Origin of the sequence: Streptomyces canus 299MFChir4.1, from assembly GCF_000383615.1 — a bacterium.
Classification (GTDB): Bacteria; Actinomycetota; Actinomycetes; order Streptomycetales; family Streptomycetaceae; genus Streptomyces; species Streptomyces canus_C.
In genome coordinates this window covers 13,934-36,840 of the sequence record NZ_KB911616.1, presented here as the reverse complement: position 1 = coordinate 36,840, position 22,907 = coordinate 13,934, and the positions used below count along the sequence as shown (strand labels likewise).

General features: G+C 73.1%; 19 protein-coding genes and 1 pseudogene. 9 read left to right on the top strand and 11 right to left on the bottom strand.

The genetic code is table 11. The annotated features are described in order from the left end of the window. The first annotated feature begins 97 nt into the window (after nucleotides 1-97). The 5 genes from H293_RS0140075 (at nucleotide 98) to H293_RS0140055 (ending at nucleotide 6,343) form a co-directional block, all read left to right on the top strand. Complete coding sequence (locus H293_RS0140075; RefSeq protein WP_020123412.1) at nucleotides 98-1,003, top strand: universal stress protein; 906 nt, start codon at nucleotides 98-100, stop codon at nucleotides 1,001-1,003. Nucleotides 1,004-1,248: 245 nt separating this feature from the next. Next, nucleotides 1,249-3,942, top strand: a complete 2,694-nt coding sequence (locus tag H293_RS0140070; protein ID WP_020123411.1) for a bifunctional acetate--CoA ligase family protein/GNAT family N-acetyltransferase — start codon at nucleotides 1,249-1,251, stop codon at nucleotides 3,940-3,942. A 13-nt stretch (nucleotides 3,943-3,955) separates the two neighbouring features. Beyond that, nucleotides 3,956-4,687 carry a CBS domain-containing protein gene (locus H293_RS0140065; protein ID WP_020123410.1) on the top strand — a complete coding sequence of 244 codons (732 nt, stop codon included), beginning with the start codon at nucleotides 3,956-3,958 and terminating at the stop codon, nucleotides 4,685-4,687. 13 nt (nucleotides 4,688-4,700) lie between these two features. Beyond that, the gene (locus H293_RS0140060) at nucleotides 4,701-5,207 is read left to right on the top strand and encodes a flavodoxin domain-containing protein (protein ID WP_020123409.1); all 507 of its coding nucleotides are present in this window, start codon (nucleotides 4,701-4,703) and stop codon (nucleotides 5,205-5,207) included. Nucleotides 5,208-5,482: 275 nt separating this feature from the next. Continuing rightward, entirely contained in the window at nucleotides 5,483-6,343 is an 861-nt protein-coding gene (locus tag H293_RS0140055; RefSeq protein ID WP_020123408.1) for a nitroreductase family protein, read from the top strand. Nucleotides 6,344-6,361: 18 nt separating this feature from the next. Here H293_RS0140055 and hypE read toward each other — a convergent pair whose 3' ends face one another. The 11 genes from hypE to H293_RS0140000 all read right to left on the bottom strand — a co-directional run bounded on the left by hypE (nucleotide 6,362) and on the right by H293_RS0140000 (nucleotide 16,820). Further along, nucleotides 6,362-7,396 carry a hydrogenase expression/formation protein HypE gene (hypE, locus tag H293_RS0140050; protein WP_020123407.1) on the bottom strand — a complete coding sequence of 345 codons (1,035 nt, stop codon included), beginning with the start codon at nucleotides 7,394-7,396 and terminating at the stop codon, nucleotides 6,362-6,364. Continuing rightward, complete coding sequence (hypD, locus tag H293_RS0140045) at nucleotides 7,393-8,490, bottom strand: hydrogenase formation protein HypD (protein ID WP_020123406.1); 1,098 nt, start codon at nucleotides 8,488-8,490, stop codon at nucleotides 7,393-7,395. Before hypD ends, hypE begins: the two co-directional genes overlap by 4 nt. After that, nucleotides 8,487-9,110 (bottom strand): CBS domain-containing protein, encoded by a 624-nt coding sequence (locus H293_RS0140040; RefSeq protein WP_020123405.1) that lies wholly within the window; start codon nucleotides 9,108-9,110, stop codon nucleotides 8,487-8,489. The genes hypD and H293_RS0140040 overlap by 4 nt, the downstream gene beginning before the upstream one ends. Continuing rightward, a complete protein-coding gene (locus tag H293_RS0140035) occupies nucleotides 9,103-10,452 on the bottom strand; it encodes a Ni/Fe hydrogenase subunit alpha (protein WP_020123404.1) in 1,350 nt (449 codons plus the stop codon). The genes H293_RS0140040 and H293_RS0140035 overlap by 8 nt, the downstream gene beginning before the upstream one ends. Further along, nucleotides 10,449-11,207, bottom strand: coding sequence for an NADH-quinone oxidoreductase subunit B family protein (locus H293_RS0140030; protein WP_020123403.1), 759 nt, complete (start codon nucleotides 11,205-11,207; stop codon nucleotides 10,449-10,451). The genes H293_RS0140035 and H293_RS0140030 overlap by 4 nt, the downstream gene beginning before the upstream one ends. A gap of 1 nt (nucleotide 11,208) precedes the next feature. Beyond that, nucleotides 11,209-12,015 carry an FAD/NAD(P)-binding protein gene (locus H293_RS0140025; protein WP_020123402.1) on the bottom strand — a complete coding sequence of 269 codons (807 nt, stop codon included), beginning with the start codon at nucleotides 12,013-12,015 and terminating at the stop codon, nucleotides 11,209-11,211. Beyond that, nucleotides 12,012-12,476, bottom strand: coding sequence for a Crp/Fnr family transcriptional regulator (locus H293_RS0140020; RefSeq protein WP_020123401.1), 465 nt, complete (start codon nucleotides 12,474-12,476; stop codon nucleotides 12,012-12,014). Before H293_RS0140020 ends, H293_RS0140025 begins: the two co-directional genes overlap by 4 nt. A gap of 3 nt (nucleotides 12,477-12,479) precedes the next feature. Further along, nucleotides 12,480-13,613 carry a 4Fe-4S dicluster domain-containing protein gene (locus tag H293_RS0140015; RefSeq protein WP_020123400.1) on the bottom strand — a complete coding sequence of 378 codons (1,134 nt, stop codon included), beginning with the start codon at nucleotides 13,611-13,613 and terminating at the stop codon, nucleotides 12,480-12,482. A 118-nt stretch (nucleotides 13,614-13,731) separates the two neighbouring features. Beyond that, nucleotides 13,732-14,025 carry a HypC/HybG/HupF family hydrogenase formation chaperone gene (locus tag H293_RS0140010; RefSeq protein WP_020123399.1) on the bottom strand — a complete coding sequence of 98 codons (294 nt, stop codon included), beginning with the start codon at nucleotides 14,023-14,025 and terminating at the stop codon, nucleotides 13,732-13,734. Nucleotides 14,026-14,031: 6 nt separating this feature from the next. Next, nucleotides 14,032-16,317, bottom strand: a complete 2,286-nt coding sequence (gene hypF / locus H293_RS0140005; protein ID WP_020123398.1) for a carbamoyltransferase HypF — start codon at nucleotides 16,315-16,317, stop codon at nucleotides 14,032-14,034. After that, entirely contained in the window at nucleotides 16,314-16,820 is a 507-nt protein-coding gene (locus H293_RS0140000; protein ID WP_020123397.1) for a hydrogenase maturation protease, read from the bottom strand. The genes hypF and H293_RS0140000 overlap by 4 nt, the downstream gene beginning before the upstream one ends. A gap of 213 nt (nucleotides 16,821-17,033) precedes the next feature. On the opposite strand from H293_RS0140000, the pseudogene H293_RS53135 reads away from it, so the two are divergent. The 4 genes and pseudogenes from H293_RS53135 (at nucleotide 17,034) to H293_RS0139980 (ending at nucleotide 22,845) form a co-directional block, all read left to right on the top strand. After that, nucleotides 17,034-17,922, top strand: a pseudogene (locus H293_RS53135) (universal stress protein). Between the two features lie 30 nt (nucleotides 17,923-17,952). Continuing rightward, a complete protein-coding gene (ppdK, locus tag H293_RS0139990; RefSeq protein WP_020123396.1) occupies nucleotides 17,953-20,640 on the top strand; it encodes a pyruvate, phosphate dikinase in 2,688 nt (895 codons plus the stop codon). A gap of 103 nt (nucleotides 20,641-20,743) precedes the next feature. Beyond that, nucleotides 20,744-21,448, top strand: a complete 705-nt coding sequence (locus tag H293_RS0139985) for a response regulator transcription factor (RefSeq protein ID WP_020123395.1) — start codon at nucleotides 20,744-20,746, stop codon at nucleotides 21,446-21,448. Further along, entirely contained in the window at nucleotides 21,445-22,845 is a 1,401-nt protein-coding gene (locus tag H293_RS0139980; RefSeq protein ID WP_020123394.1) for a sensor histidine kinase, read from the top strand. The genes H293_RS0139985 and H293_RS0139980 overlap by 4 nt, the downstream gene beginning before the upstream one ends. Nucleotides 22,846-22,907 lie beyond the last annotated feature (62 nt).

Genomic DNA, 22,907 nt, shown 5'->3' with positions numbered 1-22,907 from the left:
GGGGCCGGTCGGACCCGGTGCGGGACCAGCGGCCCCTGCACCATCGGGCCTGCCCGCACCACGCTGGAGACAGACATCCAGATCAGGAGGCAGAACCATGGTCCGCACTGTTGTCGCAGGTCTCGACGGCTCCGCCGAAAGCCGGGCGGCAGCCGAATGGGCGGCTCGCGAAGCCGTCTCGCGTGGCCTGCCGTTGAAGCTGCTCCATGTCTGGGAGCCCGTGCCCGAGCCGATGGCTCACGCCCCCCTTCTCGGCGGTGAAACCCTGCAGTACTGGAGCGAGAAGTTCCCGCAGGACGCGGCGGACGGCGTTCGGCAGCGGCACCCCGGTCTCGAGGTCGAGGTGGAGCATGCCCCGGGCCGGCCCGCCGACGTCCTGGCGGAGGCGACCAAGGACGCCGAACTGATGGTCCTCGGCTCGGGCAGGCTGAGCGGGATCGGCGGATTCCTGCTCGGTTCCGTGGGACTGGGGGTCGTGGCGCATGCCGAACGACCGGTCGTCCTGGTCCGTGCCGGGGAACAGGCCGTCGACGAGCACCGGCCGGACCCGGCCGGTGTCCCCTCGGCGGGCACCCCGTTCCGCCCCGTCGTGCTGGGCCTCGACCCGAGCGAGCCCGACGACTCGCTGATCGGGTTCGCCTTCGAGGTGGCCACCCGCCGCGAGAGCGCCCTACGGGCCGTGTCCGGCTGGAACCTGCCGCCCTACTACGTCTACGGCCTCTCCCTCGACCCGCTGCTGCACGACGAGCTCGCCCGTCGGAAGGCCGCCGAGCTGACCGAGATCCTGCGTCCCTGGCGGCAGAAGTACCCGACGGTGGAGGTCGACGAGGTCTCCCGCTCCGACAGTCCCGGCCGCCAGCTGGTCGACGCGTCCCACGACGCCTCGCTGGTCGTCGTGGGCCGCCGGGTCCGGCGCAGGCCGTACGGTGCCCACATCGGACCCGTCACCCACGCCGTCCTGCACCACTCCGCCGTCCCGGTCGCCGTGCTCCCGCACCGCTGACCCCGGTCGGGGAGAGCCTCGCCCGGCCGTCCCGCAGAGGCCGAGCGGCGCCCTGCGAGCAGCCATGGCCACCGGCGTGCCACGGACCCGCGCGACCACGACCCGGAGCAGGCCACGCCCCGCCCGTCCGTGCGGCGCGGCCACCGAGGGCCGAACGGCCCTCACCCCGCCCCCGGTCAGCCCATGGGCCCCGGTGCCGTCCCGCTGGACGCTCGAAGTGCACCAAGACCTGGAGGAGAACCGCGATGAAGGACGAAACGCTCAGCGGTCCCCGGACGCACGCCCTGCTCGCGGACGGCACCACCGTGCGCATCCGCCCCGTGGCGGCGAGCGACCACGAGCAACTGCAGGGCCTGTACGAGGAGATGTCCCCGGAGAACCTGCGACTGAGGTTCTTCGCCGCGAGCCGGCGCTCCGCCCAGATGGCCGCCGACCGCGCCTGTGCCCCGCCGCACCCCGGCTACCGGGCCCTGCTGGCCGAGCGGACCGGACAGGTGATCGGCCTCGCCGAGTACGAGACCGGCGACAGCAACACCGAGGCCGAGATCTCCATCGCAGTCGCAGACGGACTCCACCACCGGGGGGTGGGCACACTCCTGGTCGAGCACCTCGTCTCCGCGGCCCGCGCGGACGGCGTCACCTCCTTCACCGCCGACGCCCTGAGCGAGAACCAGGAGATCCTGCGCCTCTTCGCCGACCTCGGCCTGCGCACGGCCCGTCGCTTCGAGGGACCCGAAGTGCGCTGCACCATCGCGCTCGACGAGGACGACGCCTATCTGACAGCGGTGGAGGAGCGCGGCCGGGCCGCCGACGTCGAGAGCCTGCGGCCCCTGCTGCGGCCGACCGCGGTCGCCGTGGTCGGCGCCGGCCGCAAGCCGGGTTCCGTGGGCCGGGCGATCCTGCACCAACTGAAGGCCGGTGGCTACACCGGGCGTCTGTGGGCGGTGAACCCCGCGGCGACGTCGGTCCTCGGCGTGCCGTCGCATGCGAGCGTCAGCGCCCTGCCCAGGACTCCCGACCTCGTGGTGGTCGCCGTACCCGCCGCCGCCGTTCCCGCCACCGCCGAGGAATGCGGCAAGGCAGGCGTGCGCGCTCTGCTCGTCGTCACCGCCGGGCTGGACGCCGAGCAGGCGCAGGCCCTCCGGACGGCATGCCGCACCTACGGCATGCGGATGGTGGGACCCAACTGCCTGGGTGTCTCTAACACCGACCCCCAGCTGTGCCTCGACGCGACCTTCGCTGCGAACCACCCGCGCCCCGGCACCGCGGGAGTGGCCGTACAGTCCGGCGGAGTCGGCATCGCTGTCCTCGACGGTCTGTCCCGGCAGGGCATCGGCGTGTCCTCGTTCGTCTCGCTCGGCGACAAGTACGACGTCAGCGGCAACGACATGCTCCAGTGGTGGGAGAGCGACACACGCACCGATCTCGCCCTGCTGCACCTCGAGTCGTTCGGCAACCCGCGCGCCTTCTCCCGCACCGCCCGCCGGGTGACCCGGCGCATGCCGGTGCTCACCGTCGACGCCGGGCGCACCGACGCGGGGCGCCGCGCCGCCGCCTCGCACACCGCGGCGGCCGCCACCCGCACCATGACCCGCCAGGCCCTGTTCACCCAAGCCGGCATCACCGCCGCCCACTCGGTCGGTGAACTCCTCGCAACAGCCGCCCTGCTGCACTCCCAGCCGCTTCCGGCGGGATCCCGGGTGGCGATCGTCACCAACGCGGGCGGTGCCGGAGTGCTCAGTGCCGACGCATGCGCGGAGGCCGGGCTCGCCCTGCCGGCACCCACTCCGGCACTCGTCGACGACATGCTGGCGGTGCTGCCCGCGGGCGCCGCGATCGGCAACCCCGTGGACGCCACGGCCGCCGTGTCGGAGGAACAACTCGGTGACTGCGTGGACCGGATCATGCGGCATCCGGGGGTCGACGCCGTCCTGGTGGCCCTCGTTCCCACCGCGGTCGCATCCGCCACGGGCGACGACCTCGTCAAAGCCGTCACCGGCAGGTCGGGCCACCGGCCGAAGCCGGTCGTCGTCGTACGTCTGGAACAGGCCCTGCCCGTGGAGCTGCTGCCCCGCGCCGGCGGAGGCACCGTGCCCGCGTACGCCGAACCGCAGGCAGCGGCCCGGGCGTTGGCGCACGCGGCGGGCCGAGCCGCCTGGCTCGCCCGGCCCGCCGGTACGTTCCCCGATCTCGACGGCATCGACACGGCTCGCGCCCACGCCCGCGTCGAGACCTACCTGGAGATTCACCCCGACGGGGGCTGGCTCGACCCGCGCACCTGCGCCGAACTGCTCGACTGCTACGGCATTCCGCAGCTGCCGTGGGCCTGGGCCACGACCGAGGACGAGGCCGTCCTGGCCGCCGACCGGATGCGCGGCGCCGACGGCCGGGTGGTCATGAAGGCCCACTGGCCCGGTCTGCTCCACAAGAGCGCACAGCACGCGGTCCACCTCGACCTGCGCGGCGACAGCCAGGTGCGCGCAGCCTTCCGCGACCTGGGGACGCGGTTCGCCGGCCTGCTGACCGGCGTGGTGGTCCAGCCGCTCGCGGCCCGCGGCACCGAGCTGTTCGCCGGAGTCGTCCAGGACGAGGTCTTCGGACCGCTCGTCCTGTTCGGCCTCGGCGGCACGGCCACCGAGATCCTCGCCGACCACGCCGCACGCCTGGCCCCGCTCACCGACCACGACGTGCACGACCTGATCACGTCCCCGCGCTGCGCCCCCCTGCTCTTCGGCGCCGGCGGTGGCGGACCGGTCGACCTGCCGGGTCTCGAACAGGTGCTGCACAGGCTCTCCCGGATGGCGAGCGACCTGGCGCAACTCGCCGAGGCGGACTTCAACCCCGTACTCGCCGCGCCGGGCGGAGTGACCGTCCTCGACGCGCGCCTTCGGCTGTTGCCGCGCCGACAGCAGGACCCCTACCTTCGCCGGCTTCGTTGAGGAGGAGACAGCCATGATGCACAGCAAAGTGGGCTCCGTGATGACCATGGAGGTCGTCCGCGCCACGTACGGCACCACGTTCAAGGAAGTGGCACGTCTGCTCCGTGAGAACCGCATCAGCGGACTGCCGGTGGTCGACGAGGACGACAAGGTCATCGGGGTCATTTCCGAAACGGACCTGATGACCCATCAGGCTCAGCTGCCCGAACCGTATGAACCGAAGCGGCGCTTCCGGCTCGCCGACCTGACACGCACCGGGCGCAGGCAGGCGGCGAAGGCCCGCGCGCGCACCGCCGGACGGCTGATGAGTGAGCCGCCCATCACGGTCCAGGCCGACAACACGATCGTCCAGGCGGCCCGCACGATGGCCGAGAACCGTGTCGAGAGACTGCCCGTACTGGACGAGGAGGGCCGACTGGTCGGCATCGTCACCCGGCGCGACCTGCTGAAGGTGTTCCTGCGGCCGGACGCGGAGATCCGCAGGGAAGTGATCGACGAGGTGCTGGTGCGGGCGCTGTGGCTGGCGCCGCGCAGTGTGGATGTCTCCGTGACCGACGGGGTGGTCACCCTGACCGGCCAGATGGAACGCAAGAGCGAGACCGGGATCGCGGCCGCCATGACCGTCCGGGTCGACGGAGTGGTCGCGGTCGTCGACAAGCTCACCTACCGGCTGGACGATGCCCGGATCCAGCCCGACGAACAGGCCTTGCACGGTGTGGCCGACGACTGGCTGCGCCGCACCTGAGAGGAGGCGGGCCATGACCACCGACGTGCTGGTCGCCTACGGCACCACGAACGGATCCACCGCACAGATCGCCGAGACCGTGGCCGAGGTACTGAACAAGGAGGGGCTCACGGCCTGGGCGCGCCCGGCCGCTTCCGTTGACGATCTCGGCCCCTACGACGCCGTCGTGGTCGGCGGCGCCTTGTACGCCGGTCGTTGGCACAAGGACGCCCGCCGCTTCTTGCGCCGGCACCGCCACGCTCTCATCGGACGCCCCGTGTGGCTCTTCAGCAGCGGCCCGCTCGACGCCTCGGCCTCCGAGCGGGACATCCCACCCGTCGCGGCGGTCCGGCGGGCCATGACCCGGCTTGACGTCCGGGGGCATGTCACCTTCGGCGGCTGCCTGGAGGAGGGCGCGAAGGGATTCATCGCGGGCATGATCCTGCGCAGCGGAAAGGGCGGCGACTTCCGCGACTTCACCCTGATCGAGCAGTGGGCGGCACAGGTCGCCCAGGATCTGGCCGGGGTGCGGGAGGACTGACCGTCCGATGACGCCGATGCGTGGACGATCCCCGGCGCACGGGGCCTGCGCCGGGGTATCTCCGCGTCGCGAGCCGGCGTCGATGCTCGACGGCCGGCGGCACGGTTCTTCTGCGACACCTCCGGCAAAGCGCTTGCCGCGCACCGCCTCCGGAGTCATGAGGTCCCGGCCCGCGGCCCCGACGGCAGGGAGTGCGAGGGCCGAAGGGCGCGTCCCGGCGCGGGCCACGGCACACGAGGCCGAGAGCGCATGCCTCACGAAGGGCGGTAACCACGATGACCTTCACAGGCGGGACACCCGGTCGCGCGGCGCTCCATCTCGCGCGCGCCGCATCCTTCGCTCCCTCGGCGCACAACAGCCAGCCCTGGTTCTTCGTCGAGGAAGGCCATGACGGGGGTTTCGAAGTGCAGGCGGACCCCGGGCGCCGGATGGCCCTGACCGACCCGGACGCCCGGGAAATGGTTGCCGCGGCCACCCAAGAGGAGGAGTCGCCGGCGCAGGCCATGCCCCTGCGGCACACTCACCGGGGGCCGTTCGGGCCCGAGCCGGTGACGGAGGAACTGCTCTCGGACCTCCGCGACCAGGCCCGGTCCGAGGGCGTGATCCTCCAGATGCTCGACGTCCCGGAGATGGTGGGGATGCTCGCCCGGCTGGTGCACACCGCGGAGCGGGCGGTCCGTGCGGACCTCTGGCGTGCCGTCGAGCCGGCACACGGGGTGGGACCGACCGGGGTGCCGGTCGCGGCCTGCCGTGCCCACCCCGACCTCACCCTGCTCGCGGGCCGCGACTACCTTGGCCTGTCCCGCCGGTACACCGTTCCGGAACGCCGCCGCGGCGCCGGAACGGGAATCGTCGCCGTCCTGTGCACGCCCTACGACCACTGCGCCGACTGGCTCCTCGCGGGACAGGCGCTCCAGCGCGTCCTGCTCTGTACGGCCGGGCACGCAGTCATGGCCGGCTTCCACACCCAGTCCCTCGAACGACCCGACCTGCGTGAGGAGATGCGCCGGTGGGTCACGGCGGGCCGCCATCCGCAGATGGCGCTGCGCCTGGGCCGCCCTCCGCATGTCCGCCCCACGCTGCGGCGCCCGCTCAGGCAGGTGCTCACACGCGCTCCGGTCCCGCTCGTCCGATGACCGGGATCATCGGACACGTCAGCAGATACGGGGGAGTTGCTCACCCAACGGCATGTCCACGATGCGCCGGGCACCGACCAGGGTGCGCAGGGTCACCCGCCCGGACGGGCCCTCGGACAGCACCTCGCCGAACCGTACGGCCCCGGCGCCCTCGGGCAGTGACCGCAGCGTGGCCAGCGCCTCCTCGGCGGCGCCCGCGTCGACGAAGGCGACCAGACAGCCCTCGTTGGCGACGACCAGCGGATCCAGGCCGAGCAGGTCGCAGGCGGCGGCGACCGGCCCGGGTACGGGCACGGCGCTCTCCTCGATCTCGACGGCCACGGACGAGTCGTGTGCGATCTCGTTGAGGGCGGCGGCGAGGCCGCCCCGGGTCGGATCGCGCAGCACGTGCACCGCGGCACCCAGCGGTGCCAGGGTGCGGACCAGCCGGTGCAGCGGCCGGCTGTCGGAGGCGATGTCGCCCTCGAAACCCAGCCCCTCGCGGGTGCTGAGCACGGTCGTGCCGTGCAGTCCGACCGGACCGGACAGCAGGACCGCGTCCCCGGGCCGGGCCAGCGCGGCGGACGGGTGCAGCGAGCCGTGCCGCTGGCCGACGCCGGTGGTGTTGACGAACAGTTTGTCCGCCGCGCCCCGGCCCACGACCTTGGTGTCCCCGGTGACCACCGGCACGCCGGCCTCCTGGGCGGCCTTGCCCAAGGAGTCCATGACGGAACGGAGTTCGGCCAGCGGCAGCCCCTCCTCGATGATGAGGGAGACCGACAGGGCGATGGGCCACGCCCCGCGCATGGCGAGGTCGTTGACCGTGCCGTGCACGGCGAGTGAGCCGATGTCGCCGCCGGGGAAGAACAGCGGACTGACGACGAAACTGTCGGTACTGATCACCAGCTCCCGGTGGCCGGGCAACAGCGCAGCGTCCTCCAGAGGGCCCCGAGCATCCCGCAGGGACGGCAGGACGATCTCGTCGAGCAGCTCCGACGTCAGCCGGCCGCCGGCTCCGTGGCCCAGCAGCACGACCTCGTCCTCGTGGTTCGCGGTGGGGCATTCGACGGTCATGGCGCACTCCTGGTACGTCCGGCCGCGAAGAACGCGGCACAGGTGCCCTCGGACGACACCATCGGCGCGCCGAGCGGATGACGGGGCGTGCAGCGGGTGCCGTACGCGGAGCAGTCGGTGGGCAGCTTCGCCCCGGTGAGGATGGTCCCGGCGATGCACTCGGCGTCCTCGACGGGACACAGGCCGCCCACGTCGAAGCGGCCGGCGGCGTCGAACCGGGCATAGGCGTCGGCGAGTTCGAGGCCACTGGCGGGCAGTGCCCCGATGCCGCGCCAGGACCGGTCGGTGACGCGGAACACCTCACGGACCGCGTCCTGGGCGGCGGCGTTGCCGGACCGCCGCACGGCCCGCACGTACTGGTTCTCCACCTCGTGCCGGCCCGCCTCCAGCTGCCGTACGGCCATCAGGATGCCCTCCAGCAGGTCCAGCGGCTCGAAGCCGGTGACCACGATGGGCACCCGGTGGCGGTCGGCGATCGGCTCGTACTCGCGCCAGCCCATCACCGCGCACACATGCCCGGCCGCCAGGAACGCCTGGACCTCGCAGTCCGGGTCGTCGAGCAGCGCGGTCATCGCGGGCGGCACCAGGACATGGCTGACCAGCATCGAGAAGTTGGTCAGGCCCAGGCGGGCCGCGTGCAGCACGGCCATGGCGTTGGCGGGGGCCGTCGTCTCGAACCCGACGGCGAGGAAGACCACCTCGCGGTCGGGATGATCTGCGGCCAGGCGTACGGCGTCCATCGGGGCGTACACCACGCGCACGTCCGCGCCCCGGGCCCGCAGGGACAGCAGGTCGGTATCGGTGCCGGGGACGCGCAGCATGTCGCCGAAGCTGGTGAAGATCACGCCGGGGCGGGCGGCGACGGCCATGGCCCGGTCCAGGGTCTCCAGCGGGGTGACGCAGACCGGGCAGCCGGGGCCGTGGATCATGCGCATGCCGGCGGGCAGCAGTTCGTCGATGCCCTGGCGGACCAGGGTGTGGGTCTGCCCGCCGCACACCTCCATGATCCGCCACGGGCGCGTGGCGGTCTCCCGCAGCTCCGCCAGCAGGCGCCGGGCGAGCACGGGGTCCCGGTACTCGTCGAGGTACTTCATCGGTGCGTCAGGTCCAGCTGGACGTCGACGACCCCCTCGACCGCCCGCACCGCGCGGGCCACCACGGGCGCCAGCGTCCTTTCGGGCAGCGAGCCGCTCAGCGTGACGACTCCGTCGGCCACGGTCACGGTCAGGGAGTCGGTGGTGACCGGGAGCCGGGACAGCACGGCGTGGCGTATCTCCTCGGCGATCTCCTCGTCCCCGCGCAGGAAGACCTTCAGCAGGTCACCGCGGCCGACCACCCCCTGGAGCATGCCCACGTCGTCCACGACGGGCAGTCGCTTGACGTGCCGCCGGGCCATGATCCGGGCGGCCTCGGCGAGCGAGGCGTTTGCGTGCACGGTCACGGCCGGGGTGCTCATCAGCTCGTCCGCGATCAGCCCGCCGGCCTTGGCCCGCTCCGCCAGGTCTCCCTCGTCGGTGTCGCGGAACTCCTCCTTGGGCAGCAGATCGGCCTCCGAGACGACCCCGATCACGCGCCCTTCGCCCTCCAGGACGGGCAGGGCGCTGACCTTCCACTGGTCGATGAGCTCGACGATCTCCTTGAACGGGGCGCCGCGTCCGACGGCGATGACGGTGTGGGTCATCACGTCGCTCACGGTGTACGGCGATTCAGGCATGAGAGCCTCCCGGGGTGCGGACGACCGTCAGGTCGAGGAAGTGGGTGGAGCAGGAGATGCACGGGTCGTGGTTGCGGATGGCCCGCTCGCACAGGGCCGTCAACTCCTCGTCTCCCGGGTCGTGTTCGGTGAGGGCCCGTTGGGTCAGCCGGAGCAGGTCGTGCTCGATCGCCCCCTGGTTCTGAGCGGTGGGCGGTACCAGCAGGGCGTCCGTCACTGTCCCGTCCGGGGCCAGCTCGTAGCGGTGGTAGAGGATTCCGCGGGGCGCCTCGGTGGCGCCGTGGCCGGTGCCCGCGAGCGGCGGCACCTCGACGAAGGAGCGCTCGGGAGGCTCGTACGCCTCGACGATCCGCAGCGCCTCGCCGACGGCGTACACGATCTCCACCGCCCGCACCAGGATGGACCGGTACGGATTGCGGCACACGGCCCCTTCGCGTGGATCGCCCAGTCCGGCCTCGACCGCCGCCTGGATCGCGACCGGCGACAGCCGGCGGCCGCCGACGGCGAAGCGGGCGAGGGAACCGGTCAGGTGCAGGTGTCCGTCGAGCCGGGAGTGCAGTGCGGTGGAGTGCGGGACATGGCTCTCGCGGACCCGCTCGGTGAAGTCCCGCACCGGGAAGGAGTCGCCGGTGCCGTCCGCACGCAGGAGGGTCGGGGTGCCGCTCTCGATGGCGTAGGTGTCCGGGGAGGCGAGTGCGAGCAGCACGGCGTCCGTGTGCGCGTCCGGGAACTCGAAACCGGCCACCCAGCGCACGGTGGCCCAGGCATCGTCGAGCGCCCGCTTCAACTCCTCTGACAGGGTACGGAGTTCGGCGCGGGCAGGCGCCCGGTGGAAGCCGCCGAGGCGCACGTTGACGGGATGGATGGCCCGCCCGCCGAGCACCTCCATCAGGGAGTTGCCGGCCTTCTTCAGCCGCAGCCCCCGCTCGACCTCGGCCCGGTGCGTCCGCGCCAGTTCGATCGCGCTCGCCCGGCCCAGGAAGTCCGGGGCGTGCAGCAGATAGAGGTGCAGGGCCTGGCTCTCGATCCACTCCCCGCAGTACAACAGCCGCCGCAGATCGCGGATCACCGGATCGACGCTCACCCCGCAGGCGTCCTCGATCGCCGCGCAGGCGCTCATCTGGTACGCCACCGGGCAGATCCCGCACACCCGGGCGGTGATGTCCGGAGGCTCCGTGTAGGAACGGCCGCGCAGGAACGCCTCGAAGAACCGCGGCGGTTCGTAGATCTCCAGATGCGCCTCGGTGACCGTGCGGCCCTCGACCCGCAGGCGCAGCGCGCCCTCGCCCTCGACCCGGGAGAGCGAGCCGACATGCAGGACACGGGATCCACGGTGCGTCACGACGACCTCAACTCCTTGTCGAAAGCTGCCGCGTTGAAGGTGTGCAGGAAGCGCTCCACGGCGTCCTCGTCGAGACCGTCGCGGCGCAGCAGCGGGATCAGCGCGGGCAGGTTGACCGACCCGGAGGGTCCGAAGCAGCCGAAGCAGCCGCGCCGGTAGGCCGGGCACAGGGCTCCGCAGCCGGCATGGGTGACCGGCCCGAAGCAGGGTGTGCCGTGCGCGACGGTGACGCACACCGTGTCGCGCCGCTTGCACTCGAAGCACACGCTGTGGTTCGGGATGTCCGGTGCACGTCCGGCGAGGAACGCGGTGATCACTTCGAGCAGCTGGCGCCGGTCTATGGGGCAGCCGCGCAGTTCGAAGTCGACGTCCACATGGTCGGAGACGGGGGTTGAGGTGGCGAGCGTGGAGATGTACTCGGGGTGGGCGTAGACCACCCGCCGGAACTCGTCCACGTCCGCGAAGTTCCGGAGGGCCTGGATGCCGCCCGCCGTCGCGCACGCGCCGATCGTCACCAGATGACGTGAGGCCGCGCGGATCGCGCGGATCCGTTCCGCGTCCTCGGGTGTGGTGATCGAGCCCTCGACGAGCGTCAGGTCGTACGGTCCGGGCTCCACCGCGCTGGAGGCCTCCAGGAAGTGGGCGATGCGCACCCCGCCCGCCAGCGCCAGGAGTTGGTCCTCGCAGTCCAGCAGGGTGAGCTGGCAGCCGTCGCAGGAGGCCAGTTTGAACACGGCGAGGGTCGGGGCGCCCATGTCACAACTCCCTTACCGAGAGAAGGGGTTCGGCCTTGTCCCAGCCGACGACCGGGCCGTCCCGGCACACCAGCAGCGGACCGAGCTGGCAGTGCCCGCAGTGTCCGGTCGCGCAGCGCATGTTCCGCTCCAGCGAGACCCGGACGTGCTCCCGGGGGACACCGAGCCGGGCCAGGTCGCGGGCGGTGGCACGGATCATCGGCTCGGGGCCGCACACGAACGCGGTGGTGTCCGCCGGTTCGAAGGGCGCCCGGTCCAGGAGCTGGGTGACCACGCCGACGTCGCCCCGCCAGTCGGCGTCGGGCCAGTCGACGGTCACCCCGGTGTAGGCGGTGCGCCAGAGCTTCGGTTCCTCGCGGGCGATCAGGTCGGCCGGAGTGCGGGCCCCGATCAGCACGCTGATCCGGCCGTACGCCCCGGGCTCGGCCAGCGCGCTCAGGATCAGCGGCCGCAGCGGGGCGAGCCCGATGCCGCCGGCGACGACCAACAGGTCCCGGCCGCGGGCCTGTTCGAGGTCCCAGCTGGTGCCGTACGGTCCGCGCAGCCCGAGTACGTCCCCAGTGCGGGCCTCGCACAGTCCCGCGGAGACCGCGCCGACGCTGCGGACCGTGTGGGCGAGCCCGCCCGTGGCCTGGACGGAGCTCACGGACAGCGGAATCTCCCCGCGTCCGAAGCAGTGCACCATCGCGAACTGGCCCGGCGCGAAGTCGTCCAGCGTCTCGTCGAGCGGTTCGACCCACAGGGTGACCGACTTCGAGGTCTCCCGTCGGCGTTCGACCACGAGGTACGGGACGGGTACGGCCGTCATCGCCCCTCACCGCCCGCCGGGGCGCCGTACAGGTCGACCAGCCGGACCCGGGCCGCGCTCAGCCGCTGGGACAGCACCCGGCCGAGCCACACGGCCACGGCCCGGCCGAACTCGGCGTCGTCCTCGCACAGCAGCCGCACGGCCACGGCGTCGAACTTGTAGGCCGTCACCCGCGTGACCGTGTACGCGCCCAGCTGCCACACGTACGGCGCGAACAGCCACGACCAGCCCACGAGGTCGCCGGTGCCGACGGTCTCGATGACGGGGGTGCGGTGGCCGGGCACATGCAGGTCGAGGGCGACGGTGCCGTCGCGGACGATCCAGAAGCGGTCGGCGCGTCCGCCCTCGTCGAACAGCCGGGTGCCCGGCGGGAGGTCCACTTCACGGGCCATGCGCAGGAGTTGCTCACGGTGGGCGGGGGACAGGGCGTGGGTCAGGCGCAGGGCGATCGAGGGGGCCATGGTTCATGCCTCCGTCTCGGACTCGGCGTGCAGGGCGGCGACTTCCTCCGTGATGTCGATGCCGACCGGGCACCAGGCGATGCAGCGGCCGCAGCCGACGCATCCGGAGCTGCCGAACTGGTCGTACCAGGTGGAGAGTTTGTGGGTGAGCCACTGCCGGTAGCGGGCCCGCCCGGAGGGGCGCACCGGGCCCTCGTGCAGGAACGAGAAGTCCAGGTCGAAGCAGGAGTCCCAGCGCTGCCGGCGCTCGGTGTGGTCCCCGGTGAGGTCGGTGACCTCCTCGGTCGTGGTGCAGAAGCAGGTGGGGCACACCATGGTGCAGTTGCCGCAGGTCAGACAGCGCGCGGCGACGTCGTCCCAGCGTTCGGCCTCCAGGCTCGCGCCCAGCAGCGTGCGCAGGTCGACCGGCGGCACCGCCCGCCCCATGCGGTCACGGGCGGCATCGACCGAGCCGCGTGCGACGGCCTCGGTGACCATGTCGGCGCCGTGGTGGGGCACCTGCTCCAGCAGCCGTGCGCCTTCCTCGCTGCCGACCCGCACGAAGAACCGGTGGCCGTCGTCGTCGACGACCTCGGTGAGGGCGAGGTCGTATCCGGGACCGGCCGCGGGGCCGCCGCCCATGGAGACGCAGAAGCAGGTCGCGCCGGGCTCGGTGCACTCGGCGGCTATGAGCAGCGCGCCCCGCCTGCGGGCTCCGTAACCGTCGTCCGCGTACCGGCCACCCGTCAGGACACGGTCCTGGATCGCGATGGCCCGAAGGTCGCAGGGCCGCACCCCGAGGAACGCGTAGGCCGGCGCTTCGGGCTCGTGCCGCTCGAAGGACACGTCGCCCCCCGGTCTTCGGTCGGCACTCCACAGCCGCTCCCGCGCCGGATGCAGATACGACTTCCAGGACTGCGGCCCCGCACTGTGCGCGAAGACGGCCCCGTCGTCACGGGGGACCAGCCGATACCGCCCGGCGTCCAGCTCGACGCCCCACCCGTACGGCAGTTCTTCGGCGGAAGCCAGCTCGGCGAGCACGACGGCCCCGTCCCGGACGGTCGGCCCGACGACGGTCCGGCCGTCGCCGACGAGAGCGTCGACCAGAGAACCGAGCCCGTCGCGGTCCAGTACGGCGGTGTCGACGGCGGCGGTCATGACGGTCCTCCTCGCCTCGGACAACTCCACTACCAGCGTGCGACCCGGACCGGGGTGCGGGGCATGGGCCGACCGTCCCCTCATGGGGCCGTCAGGCCCCCGGGCCCGCTTGTGCCGTTCAGCCGACCGGATCGCTCACGGACGGCACCTCCACGGCCGGCAACGGCTCGCCCAGTTCCCCCTCCACCGCCCCCGCCATCGCCCGCAACACCTCCAGCGTGCGCCGGGCCTCCACCTCGTCGACCCGGGTGATGGCGAACCCCACATGCACGATCACGTACGACCCGACATCCGCCTCCGGCGTGCAGCTCAGGCACACCTCGCGCCGTATCCCCCCGAAATCCACGGTCGCCATCCGCAGCCCCGCGTCGTCGTGCACCTCCAGCACCCGCCCCGGGATCCCCAGACACATACGCCCTCACTCCCTCCCGGCCAGCCGTCCGGCCGCGACCGCCGCCTGGCCGTAACTGATGCCGCCGTCCCCGACGGGCACCTGTCCGCCGACCAGCACCCGCAGCCCCTGCGCGCGCAGCCGGCGCCGGACCTCGGTCAGCAGCCGCCGGTTGACGAAGCAGCCCCCGCCCAGGCACACCGTGTGCGGGGCGCCCTCGGCGACCACGTGGGCGGCCAGGTCCGCGGTGACGATCGCCAGCGTCAGGTGGAAGGCCGCGGCCAGCTGGGCCACCGGCTCCCCGTCGAGCTGTCGCGCCAGCAGGTCGGTGAGGGTCGGGGCCGGGTCGTACACCCACAGCCCGTCGGCCCGCACCAGCCGGTGGTCGAGCGGTACGGCGTGTGTGTCTCCCGCCGCCGCTTCGAGCAGGACGGCCGCTTCGCCCTCGTAGCCGACGCGGTCGGCGAGGCCGAGCAGGGAGGCGACCGTGTCGAAGAGCCGTCCGGCGCTGGAGGCGCGGGGGCAGTTGACGTTCCTGGCGACCATGGCGGTGACGACGCTGACCTCGCGCGGGTCGAGCCGGTCGGTGAAGGGGCGGGTCAGCCACGGGTACGGCCGCGGCGAGCCCAGCGTCTCCCCGCCGAGCAGCTGGCCGAGGGCGGTGCGGGAGGGGTGGTGTACCGCCGCGTCGCCGCCGGGCAGGGGCGCGGTGGCGAACCTGCCCACGCGGCGGTAGCCGGTCAGGTCGGCGACGAGGATCTCGCCGCCCCACAGGGTGCCGTCGTCCCCGAGCCCGAGACCGTCGTAGGCGATGCCGAGGAACGGACCGCGCACCTGGTGCTCGGCCGCGCAGGCGGCCACGTGCGCGTGGTGGTGCTGCACCGCGACGCGGCGCAGGGGCTGTGCCTGGGCCCACCGCGTGGACAGGTAGCCGGGGTGGAGGTCGTGCGCCAGGACGCGCGGCTCGATGCCGGTGAGGTGCCGCAGATGGCCGTACGACGCCTGGAACGCCTCGTGGGACGCCAGGTCGGACAGGTCACCGGTGTGCGGACCGAGCACGGCACGGCCGTCCGCGGCGAGCGTGAAGGTGTGCTTGAGCTGGGCCCCGGCCCCGGCGACCGGCTCACGCACGCGCAGGGGCAGTGGCGCGGGGGCGAGGCCGCGGGCGCGGCGGACGGTGATGCGGGTCCGGCCGGTGAACTGCACCACCGAGTCGTCGTAGCGGGCCCGGATCGGGCGGTCGTGGGTGAGGAACCCGTCCGCCACCCCTGACAGGGCATGGCGGGCCTCGGCGTCGTCCACGGCGATGGGCTCGTCGCTCAGGTTGCCGCTGGTGACCACGAGGGGCCGGGCCAAGTCGTCGAGGAGGAGGTGGTGCAGGCCCGTGGTCGGCAGGAACAGGCCGACGCGCGCGAGACCGGGATGCACCTCGGGGGCGAGCGGTGGCGTCCCGCGCCACCGGCGGCGGGCCAGCAGGACCACGGGACGCTCCGGCGACGTCAGGGCGCGCTCCTCCGTCGCGCCGATCATGGCCAGGCGCGACGCCGTGCGCAGCCCGTCGACCATCACCGCGAAGGGCTTCGCCGGACGGTGCTTGCGGCGCCTCAGCTCCGCCACGGCGCGCGGATCGGCGGCGTCGCACACCAGCTGGTAGCCGCCCAGGCCCTTCAGGGCGACGATCCCGCCGTCGGCGATCGTCGCGACCGCCGCCTCCAGCGCCTGCTCGCCACGCAGGTCCTGCCACGCGAGCCGGGGGCCGCAGACGGGGCAGGCGACAGGTTCGGCGTGGAAGCGCCGGTCGGCCGGGTCGGCGTACTCGGCGGTGCAGTCGGGGCACAGCGCGAACTTCCGCATCGTGGTGCGGATCCGGTCGTAGGGCAGGTCCTCGATGATCGTGGCGCGGGGGCCGCAGTCCGTGCAGTTGACGAACGGATAGCGGTGTCTGCGGTCGCAGGGGTCGTGCAGTTCGCCCAGACAGGCATCGCAGATCGCGGCATCGGGCGGGACCTCGCGCGCGGCCGGGTCCGGGTCGGCGGGCGCGCTGTGGCGCACGTGGAAGCCTTCGCCGTACGACGGCCGGGCGCCCTCGGCCAGCCGGACCCGGCGCACCTGGGCCAGGGCCGGCGCGGCGGACCGCAGCCGGGCCGCGAACGCCTCGATGCGCCCGGCGGGTCCGGCGACCTCGCCCTCCACGTGACCGTTGACGTTGGCCACCCAGCCGGTCAGGCCGAGTTCGGCCGCGGTGCGGTACACGAAGGGACGGAACCCGACGCCCTGGACGGTGCCGTACACCTCGAAGCGTCGCGCGTTCACGGCCGGCTCCCGAACGCCGGGTGCGGGTGACGGGCGAGGTCGTTCTCGACGGCTTCGGCGAGCGGGTCCACGGCGGCGGCCACGGCGGGGGAGAGGCCGGTGCCGAAGTCGCTGTCGGCGACCTCCACGGCGTAGACGACGAGTTCCCGCGGCAGGAGTCCGAGCACGCGCGCGAGTTCCACGGCTTCACCGAGTCCCAGTCCGTGCGAACTGGTGGACGTCGGTGCGGACAGGCGGGCGTCCTGGAGTGCCAGGCGGTGCACGCGGCCGGGCGTGCCCGGATGGGCGTGGGCCGCGTCCACCACGACGGCCAGATCCACGTCCTCCCACAGGGCGATCAGCCGTGCGGGATCCCCGTCGCAGGTGGCGAGCACGATGTCCGGCGGACACTGCTGCCGCGCGGCCCGCTCCCGCAGCCGGGCCACGACGGCCCAGCCCACGCCGTCGTCGCGCCGGAACTCATTGCCGACGCCGACGACGGTGATCCGTGTGCACACCCTCATGCGCTCACCGTGCGTCGTCGCGAACCGTTCCGACAGGGGCCGAACGGCCCGTGCCGGAGGGCTGGGTCTCCTCCGGCCTGGTGACCGATCACGGCGACCGGCCGGGAAGAGGGCCGAACGGACCCGGCCCCAGCCCTGGCGGCCCATACCCGCGCACGGGCGCCGGAGCGACGCTGGAAGCGAGGAGCGGACCGAGCGCTGGAGGTGCGCGCCATGCCCCTGCCCGTCATCGCCGCGGTGGACGGTTCGGCCGAGAGCCTCGCGGCGGCCGAGTGGGCCGCCCGTGAGACCGTACGGCGGAAGCGGTCGCTGCTGCTGGTGCACGCCTGGAGCCGGCATCCCCGCCAGGACGGTGAGCCCGCCACCCCGGCTCAGCGCCTGGTGGCACTCCGGGCCCTGCGGCAGGCCGGGGAGCGCATCGGCCGTGCCTGCCCGGAGATCCGTTTCGAGGAGGAGCAGGTCGAGGGTCCCGCCACCGCGGCCCTGTTGCGGGCGGCCGAACAGGCCGACGTGCTGGTGCTGGGTTCGCGAGGCCTGAGCGGTTTCACGGGTTTTCTGGTGGGCTCGGTCGCCCTGGGCGTCGTCGCGCGGGCCGGCCGGCCCGTCGTCCTCGTGCGGGCGGACGGGGAGACCGCGGGCGCGTACATGCCCGCCCTGCCCGAGCCGGGCGGCGGACGGGACGTGGTGCTGGGGCTGGACCTGGCGGACCCGTGCGACGAGGTCATCGAGTTCGCCTTGGAGGCCGCACCGTGCGGCGAGGGCCGGCTGCGGGCGGTCCACGCCTGGCAGTCGCCCGCCCCGTTCCCGCTCGGGCCCGGGGAGATCGCTCTGATCGAGAGGCCGCGGCGCGCCGACGAGTGGCGGGGCTTCATGGCCCGCCGTCCTGGAACCCTGGCGCGCGAAGTACCCCGGCGTCGAGGTCGTCGAGACCCTCACCGAGGGCCGGGCCGCCGCTCCCCTGATCCGCGCGGCCTCCGGGGCGGACCTGCTCGTCGTGGGCCGCCGGATCACTCAGGGCCCGGTGCTCGCTCGCACCGGCCGCGTCGTACACGCAGTCATCCACCACGCCGGCTGCCCCGTGGCCGTCGTGCCGCATGAGTGAGATCCCATGAGTGGGAGGTCTGGAGCCGTGATGAGCACGCCGACCAAGTACGTGTACACGTTCGCCGAGGGCAGCCGGGAGATGGCCGGCCTGCTGGGCGGCAAGGGCGCCGGACTGGCCGAGATGACCCGGCTGGGACTCCCCGTGCCCCCCGGATTCACCGTCACGACCGAGGCCTGCAAGGTCTACCTGGCCACAGGTGAGGAGCCGCCCGAGCTGGGTGTGGAGGCGGCCCGTGCCCTGGCCGGCCTGGAACGCGCCATGGGCCGCACCCTCGGAGCCGCCGCCGACCCGCTGCTGGTGTCCGTCCGTTCGGGTGCCCGCTTCTCGATGCCCGGCATGATGGAGACGATCCTCGACATCGGACTGAACGACGAGTCCGTCGCCGGGTTCGCCAAGGCGACGGGCGACGAACGCTCCGCCTGGGACTCCTACCGTCGCCTCGTGCAGATGTTCGGTCACACGGTGATGGGCGTGGACGGCGACCTCTTCCAGGAGGCCATCGCCGCGCACCGGGCGGCACTCGGCGTGGCGACCGACCACGAACTCGGCACCGCCGAACTGGTCACCCTGGTAGGGGAGTTCAAGGAACTGATCCGCAAGGAGACCGGTGCGGAGTTCCCCCAGGACCCGGCTGAGCAGCTCGCCCGCGCCCTGCGCGCCGTCTTCGACTCCTGGAACGGAGAGCGCGCCCGCGTCTACCGCCACCGCGAGTACATCCCCGAGGACCTGGGCACGGCCGTCAACGTGCAGGCCATGGTCTTCGGCAACCTCGGCCCGGACTCCGGCACCGGTGTCGCCTTCACCCGCGACCCTGCCACCGGCGAGCGCGGCCTGTACGGCGACTACCTGCCGGACGCCCAGGGCGAGGACGTCGTCGCGGGTGTCCGTGACGCACTGCCGCTGGGCGAACTGAAGAAGCTCGACCCGCGCGCCTACCTCGAACTGGGCGACCACCTGCGGACGTTGGAGGGCCACTACCGGGACCTGTGCGACGTGGAGTTCACCGTCGAACGCGGCCGGCTGTGGATCCTGCAGACCCGCGTCGGCAAGCGCACCGCCGAAGCCGCCTTCCGTATCGCCCACGATCTGCGCGAGGAGGGCACCGTCACGGCCGACGAGGCCCTGATCCGCGTCGACGGCGCGGAACTCACCCGCCTGATGTTCCCCCGCTTCGACACCAAGGCCACCGACGAGCCCCTCGGCCACGGTGTGCCCGCCTCGCCGGGGGCCGCCGTCGGTGTCGTCGTCTTCGACTCCGCCGAGGCCGTGCGCCGTGCGGCAGCCGGCGAGCAGGTGGTCCTGGTCCGCCGTGAGACCACCCCCGACGACCTGCCCGGCATGATCGCCGCCCAGGCGGTCCTCACCAGCCGGGGCGGCAAGACCAGCCACGCGGCCGTCGTCGCACGCGGCATGGGCAAGGTGTGCGTGTGCGGCGCCGAGGCACTCGCCGTCGACCCCGTCGCCCGCCGGTTCACGACCCCTTCGGGCACGGTGGTCCATGAGGGTGACACGGTCTCCGTGGACGGCACCGCGGGCACCGTCCACCTCGGCGCCCTGCCGCTGACGGCGTCCGACGTCGGCCGCGCACTGGAGTCGGGCACGGGCACGGGAGCGCTCACCGAGGCGGTGCTCGGCGCACTCGCGCACGCGGACTCGGTACGCCGACTTGAGGTGCGCGCCAACGCCGACACACCCGAGGACGCCGTACGGGCGAGGGCGTTGGGCGCCCAGGGCATCGGACTGTGCCGCACCGAGCACATGTTCCTCGGCGAGCGCAGGGCGTTGGTCGAGGCGATGATCCTGGCCCGCGACGACACCGCGCGCGCAGCGGCCCTGGACGCGCTCCTGCCGCTCCAGCGCGCGGACTTCACCGCCATCCTGGAGGCGATGGACGGCCTGCCCGTGACGATCCGGCTCATCGACCCGCCGCTGCACGAGTTCCTGCCCGACCGCACCGAACTCGCCGTTCGCCTGGCCGGTGCGGTCCACCCGGACGTCCACGACCGCGAACTCCTGGACGCCGTCGAGCGGATGCACGAGCAGAACCCCATGCTGGGCCTGCGCGGAGTGCGCCTGGGCCTGGCCGTGCCCGGACTCATGGCCATGCAGGTGCGCGCCATCGCGGAAGCAGTCGTACGGCGGTTGCGTGACGGTGGCCGGCCCCGTGCCGAGATCATGATTCCGCTGGTCGGCACGGTCGAGGAGCTCCGCCTGGCCCGCGCTGAGACGGAACGCGTCCTCACGCAGGTCGCCGCCGAGACCGGCACGCCGCTGGACTGCCCGATCGGCACGATGATCGAGCTGCCACGAGCCGCGCTCACCGCGGGACGCATCGCCGAGCTCGCCGACTTCTTCTCCTTCGGCACCAACGACCTCACCCAGACGACCTGGGGCCTGTCCCGGGACGACGCCGAGGCGTCCTTCTTCCCGCTCTATCTGGAGAAGGGCATCTTCGCGGTGTCGCCGTTCGAGACGATCGACCAGGAGGGAGTGGGCAGCCTGGTGGAGCTGGCGGTCGCGGCGGCGCACGAGGTCGATCCGGGTCTGGAGACGGGCGTGTGCGGCGAGCACGGCGGCGACCCGCAGTCCATCCACTTCTTCCACCGGGCCGGCCTGGACTACGTCTCCTGCTCGCCGTTCCGTATCCCGGCGGCGCGTCTGGAGGCCGGCCGGGCGGCTCTCGTCGACACCACGGCTACCAGCGAGACGAGGTGATCCCTCGACGGGGAACGCCTGGCCCATACCGTCAGCAAGGGCGCCGACGCACCCTGGGGGAGTCAGGGCAGCGGTCGCCCTCACCCGGAAGGCGGGCAGAGGTATGAACGCCCAGACCAGGGGTGTTGCCGAGGAGACCCGGGTGCTGGTCGTGGAGGACGACCGCGGCATCGCGGAATCCTTGGTGCGCGGCCTGCGGCAGGCCGGATACGGAGCCGAAGGCGTCCGGACCGGGCGGGCGGCCCTGTCGGCGCCCACCCCCGACGTCGTCCTGCTGGATCTGGGTCTGCCGGACATCGACAGTGTCGAGGTGTGCCGGAGGCTGCGTGCCCGGTCGGACGCCGCGATCATCGCGGTGACCGCGCGGGGCGAGGAGGCCGACCGGGTGGTCGCCCTGGACGAGGGTGCCGACGACTACCTCGTCAAGCCTTTCGGGCTCGCCGAGCTGCTTGCGCGGATACGGGCCGTGCTGCGCCGTCGCCGCCCGGCCGGGCCGGAGATCCTGCGGCACGGGCCGCTGGCGCTGGACCTGCGCACCCGGCAGGTCCTCCTCGACGGCCGTGAGGTCGCCTTGACGCCGAAGGAGTTCGGCATCCTGGAGTGCCTGGCCGCGGACCCGGGCCGGGCGGTGACCCGGCAGCAGATCCTGGAGCGGGCGTGGGACGCCCACTGGTACGGGCCCACGAAGGTGCTGGATGTGCATGTGGCGGCGCTGCGCCGCAAGCTCGGCGTGCCCGGGCTGATCGAGACGGTCTACGGGCAGGGGTTCCGGCTCGGGGCGGTCCAGGACTCGCGGGAGCGGTCGTGAAGCGTCGGATCACGTGGACGCTCCTGGTCCTGACGTCCGTGCTGCTGGTCCTGGCGGTCGTGCCGCTGGCGGTGTCGCTGACGGCGCGTGAGCGGGTCGCCCACCGCGACAGCCAACGGGCGGCCACACGGGTGATCGCGGCGGCGGCCGAGGAACACCTCTCGGACGACAAACCGCCGACCGTCATGCGCCAGGAGCTGGATGCCGCTGCGCGGGCGGGGGACTGCGCCGCGGTGTACGACCGCTCCGGGCGCCTGGTGACCAGTACGCCCTGTGCGGCCGCTCAGGGCGAGGAGGCGGCGGAACTGGTGAAGGGCGTGCTGGCCGGACAGGAGCCGGAGCCACCGGAGAACGAGGGACGGCTGCTGGCCGCGGAACCGGCCGGGGAGGTGCACCGACCCGCCGGAGCCGTGGTCCTGGCCCGCTCCGCCGGCCCGCTGGACGCCCGTATCGCGGCGATCTGGGGCTGGTCCGCTGCCATCGGTGCCGCGGGGCTGGCCGCGTCCGCGCTGCTGTCCGTGCGCCTGGCCGGCTGGGTCGGCCGTCCGTTGTCGACGCTGGACGTCAGCGCCCGGCGACTGGGCAAGGGTGCGCTCGACGAGCGGGCCGACGTCGGGGCCGGTCCGCCGGAAGTACGGCGGCTGGCGGCCACCTTCAACACCATGGCTGCTCGTATGGAAGCGCTCGTCCACGGCCACCGGGCCGTGATCGCCGATGTGTCCCATCAGCTGCGCACCCCGTTGACCGCGCTGCGGCTGCGGCTCGACGTCCTGGCCGCCGGTGCCGAGGCCGAGACCGCCGCGGAGCTGGGCGCCGCGCAGGAGGAGATCGCGCGGTTGTCCCGGCTGGTCGACGGGCTGCTGGCGGTAGCGCGCGCCGAGCAGACGACGCCACGTCGCACCGCGGTGCGGGTCGAGGAGGTGGTGGCCGAGCGGGTGGCCGCCTGGTCGCCCGTCGGCGAGGAACGCGGCGTCCGGCTGAGGGCCGCTTCCGAAGGGCCGGGGCCGACCGTCGCGCTGGGCGCGGGGCATCTGGAGCAGATCCTCGACAACCTGATCGCCAACGCCGTGGATGCCGTGCCCGAAGGCGGAAGCATCACTCTTGACCTTGGCACGGTGAGGGACGCGGGCCGGCTGTGCGTACGCGACGACGGTCCCGGGATGACGGACGAGGCGAAGGCGGTCGCCTTCCGCCGGTTCGGCAACCCGGAGGCCCGTGGTGCGGGCCTGGGGCTGGCCATCGTGCACCGGCTGGTCACCGTCAACGGCGGTACGGCGCGGCTGGAGGACACCCTCGGCGGTGGGCTGACCGTCGTACTGGATCTGCCGCTGTGGGCGAAGAGCGGGCCCGAGCGGGGCGGGGCGGCGAGATCTTTACCCGTTCCGAAGGAGACGTGAGGAGGTTCCAGGGTGCCGTGAGCACAGCCTGGAGTTGCACGCAGCCGATCCGGGCCGCCGAT

What these genes read in the sequence shown, in the direction of transcription:
- H293_RS0140075 (WP_020123412.1), top strand. Translation starts at nt 98, where the DNA reads ATGGTCCGCACTGTTGTCGCAGGTCTCGACGGCTCCGCCGAAAGCCGG.
- H293_RS0140070 (WP_020123411.1), top strand. Translation starts at nt 1,249, where the DNA reads ATGAAGGACGAAACGCTCAGCGGTCCCCGGACGCACGCCCTGCTCGCG.
- H293_RS0140065 (WP_020123410.1), top strand. Translation starts at nt 3,956, where the DNA reads ATGATGCACAGCAAAGTGGGCTCCGTGATGACCATGGAGGTCGTCCGC.
- H293_RS0140060 (WP_020123409.1), top strand. Translation starts at nt 4,701, where the DNA reads ATGACCACCGACGTGCTGGTCGCCTACGGCACCACGAACGGATCCACC.
- H293_RS0140055 (WP_020123408.1), top strand. Translation starts at nt 5,483, where the DNA reads ATGACCTTCACAGGCGGGACACCCGGTCGCGCGGCGCTCCATCTCGCG.
- hypE (WP_020123407.1), bottom strand. Translation starts at nt 7,396, where the DNA reads ATGACCGTCGAATGCCCCACCGCGAACCACGAGGACGAGGTCGTGCTG.
- hypD (WP_020123406.1), bottom strand. Translation starts at nt 8,490, where the DNA reads ATGAAGTACCTCGACGAGTACCGGGACCCCGTGCTCGCCCGGCGCCTG.
- H293_RS0140040 (WP_020123405.1), bottom strand. Translation starts at nt 9,110, where the DNA reads ATGCCTGAATCGCCGTACACCGTGAGCGACGTGATGACCCACACCGTC.
- H293_RS0140030 (WP_020123403.1), bottom strand. Translation starts at nt 11,207, where the DNA reads ATGGGCGCCCCGACCCTCGCCGTGTTCAAACTGGCCTCCTGCGACGGC.
- H293_RS0140025 (WP_020123402.1), bottom strand. Translation starts at nt 12,015, where the DNA reads ATGACGGCCGTACCCGTCCCGTACCTCGTGGTCGAACGCCGACGGGAG.
- H293_RS0140020 (WP_020123401.1), bottom strand. Translation starts at nt 12,476, where the DNA reads ATGGCCCCCTCGATCGCCCTGCGCCTGACCCACGCCCTGTCCCCCGCC.
- H293_RS0140015 (WP_020123400.1), bottom strand. Translation starts at nt 13,613, where the DNA reads ATGACCGCCGCCGTCGACACCGCCGTACTGGACCGCGACGGGCTCGGT.
- H293_RS0140010 (WP_020123399.1), bottom strand. Translation starts at nt 14,025, where the DNA reads ATGTGTCTGGGGATCCCGGGGCGGGTGCTGGAGGTGCACGACGACGCG.
- H293_RS0140000 (WP_020123397.1), bottom strand. Translation starts at nt 16,820, where the DNA reads ATGAGGGTGTGCACACGGATCACCGTCGTCGGCGTCGGCAATGAGTTC.
- ppdK (WP_020123396.1), top strand. Translation starts at nt 17,953, where the DNA reads ATGAGCACGCCGACCAAGTACGTGTACACGTTCGCCGAGGGCAGCCGG.
- H293_RS0139985 (WP_020123395.1), top strand. Translation starts at nt 20,744, where the DNA reads ATGAACGCCCAGACCAGGGGTGTTGCCGAGGAGACCCGGGTGCTGGTC.